This window comes from Shigella sp. FC1567 (assembly GCF_001743015.1).
GTDB classification, from domain to species: Bacteria; Pseudomonadota; Gammaproteobacteria; order Enterobacterales; family Enterobacteriaceae; genus Escherichia; species Escherichia coli.
In genome coordinates this window covers 1-2,778 of record NZ_MIIV01000203.1, presented here as the reverse complement: position 1 = coordinate 2,778, position 2,778 = coordinate 1, and the positions used below count along the sequence as shown (strand labels likewise).

The following is a 2,778-nucleotide window of genomic DNA, read 5'->3' as shown; positions in this document are numbered from 1 at the left end:
AGAAGCAGAAAAAGCTTATTATGCTTCCATCGGAAACGATGATCTGGCAGCCTGAGTTCACAGATAAAACACTCTCCAGGAAACCCGGGGCGGTTCATTGAGTTTGTAATATCCTGTCTGATGTCCAGTGGTGGTAAGTACGGGGCTGACCATATAGACAAGTTTAACTGCCTTACCCGCAGAGCAGGAACAGGCGTATTGCCAGTTAGTGCTACTTAGCGTTGCAGAGGTAAACTCCCGTCCTGTCACGTTATCTGTCTGGTTCACCGTAACATCATCAACCACACTGCTGTAATTTGTCGCACCGCTAGTGCTGTCGGCTCCACACCCTCCTGAGGAGGCATAAGCGCAGGATGTGGATATCAACAAAAGTCCTGTTATAAGAGGCGCTCTTTTCATTTTTTTATCCTTAATGGCACTGCGCTGTGCCTTGTAATACAGAGGTTGTTGGTTCTGAATCCGGTGTATTAAAAGCAAACTGACATTGTTGATCTGCCTGATTTCCCCAGCGTACAGTCCAGCTTTGTGATTTACTCGATATCCCAGAGAGATATAGTATGCCGCCCTCATCGACGATACTTTGTTGCCCCGTATCATCGTTGCTGGCAAGAGCGCCAAAGGGCAACGGTTTACCGTTGCGATCGCTGACTGTAACAAGTACGCGATAACCGATATTGGCGTTGAAACGCGCCGCTACCATTGCACCTCTGTTGGGCACCACAAACTGTGTTGTTTGTTCAAGATCGACGTTATCGGGCAGCTGCGTAGTATCTACCGAGAGACGGTTTTCCTGATAAGTCGTGAGATAAGGAATCACTGCATAGCCAAAGGGATCAGTAGCAATCCCCGGATAGTTTTGTATCCTCACGCCAGAAGCCCCGTTAGCATCGATAAGCGCAAAAGCGTTGCCCAGATATTGCGAGAGCGTCACGCCATGAGGATGGATAACCACGCCGCCGGTAACGCCGTAATTGTATTGGCTGCTGTCATTACCGTAACTGTATCCGGCACTGAAGGTTCCATAAGGTGAACGGTAACTGGCGTTCAGGCTACTGTTATGGTTGTTATCGTCATCCAGACTTTGTTCCAGGCTATAGCTCAGGCGACCATCATCCAGCAGTGAGCCATCAAGACGCATTTCATGTTGGGTTGGGCGATCTTTCTGGCTGGTCATCTGATAGGAAACCCGGCTACGCGGTAACCAGCGTTCTAACGGAATACTGAGATTCAAAGAGAGTGCACGGTCATTATTTTCATCAGTGTAGCGGCTGTATTGATAATTCAGGCTGTAACCAATTCCCCATTGCTGGCCGGAAACCCCAACAGAGATATTCCTGTTTTTCTCGTTATTGCCCCAATAGTCTTGCTGCGAACCGGAGGCATACAGACTTACCCCATCAAATATTGTCTGGCTGATGTTGAATTGAATTTCACTTTTTTGGCGACTGTTATAGTCCCAATTGCGGGTATTGGCTTCATCAAAACTAAAATAGCCATCGTTGGTATAGCGATAGTAGCTAACAGCGATATTGGTGTTGGTTTCCGGGATATCTTTGATGTACTGCGTACGCCATTGATAGCCATGAAAAGAGTGCTGGTTATCGAATTGGGTGTCAGCTCTGTTGATATCCATCGACAACGCGCCCAGTGCGCCAAGTGTGCCGCCGATACCGATCCCCAGCGCATAATAATCTTCAGAACCGAGCAGGCCGCCATACAGCGTAAAAGTATTATTCAAACCATATATTGCCGTGGCTTCAGCAAATTCGGGTTCCTTGCTATCACTGTTTGCATCAGCGCGATAGCGTCCAGCGGTCGCGCTATATTTTAGATGCCTAGGTCGCTGCATCATGGGTAATGAAGAATAAGGCTGGATAAAGCGACGTTGTGTACCGTCACTTTCTTCAATCGTGACTTCTAAATCGCCGCTGTTGGAAGAGGGGTAGAGATCGTTAATTTCAAAGGCACCCGCTGGCACGTTGCTTTGATAGATCACATAACCATTTTGCCTGATAGTCACGATTGCACTACTGTTTGCGATACCGCGTACCGTTGGGGCAAATCCGCGCTGGCTGTTTGGCAACATATTATCGTCGGAAGCGAGTTGCACGCCAGTAAAGGTGTAGCTGGAAAAAATACTGCCGCTGGTGGCGCTTTCTCCCAGAAGCAACTGAGACTTCAACGCCTTGATATCACGTTGTAAATAACTACTGATAGTGTTCCAGCTTGACGCCTGATCGTTGCGTGTCCACGTAGAATAGTTACGTAATCGCCAGGGGCCAAAATTAGCACCATTTTGCATATTCAGGTACTGTCGTTGGCTACGATTGCCCTGGCGGTAACGGTTATCAGAACCTGTAAACGAGTAGTTGGTAAACAGCGTTGGTATACCATCGTCCCAACGAGAAGGGGAGACGTAACCTCTTGCATCACGGTACAGTGCAATTTGGGGAATGCTCAAATTAAGTCGCTGATGATTGAAATCAAATTCAGCAGCTGTACCGGGAATGATTTGTTCAAGCGAGTTGATCACGCTATCGTCATCTTTTTCAGCCAGCGCCGGGATTTCATCCACCTTAATACCCAGCTCACGTAGTTGTTCTACCGTAAACTGTGGCTGCAGAAGTTGCTCTGCATTGGCGGTAAATGTAATTTTTTTCTGTGAAACCTTCTTTTTATTCGTAAGCGTAAACTGACCGCCGTATGTAGCCATTAAGCCTGTATTGGTAACGTAGGTGCCCACCTTTTCAACTAGTGGACACCTGTTATGGAACAGAA

1 protein-coding gene and 1 pseudogene are annotated in these 2,778 nt (G+C 47.5%); both read right to left on the bottom strand.

The features are described from left to right. Window positions 1–93 precede the first annotated feature (93 nt). Window positions 94–399, bottom strand: a pseudogene (locus BHE85_RS12995) (fimbrial protein); the annotation flags it as partial. 10 nt (window positions 400–409) lie between these two features. Further along, window positions 410–2,778: fimbria/pilus outer membrane usher protein (locus BHE85_RS12990; RefSeq protein WP_242412323.1), on the bottom strand; the 2,369-nt coding region annotated here is incomplete at its 5' end.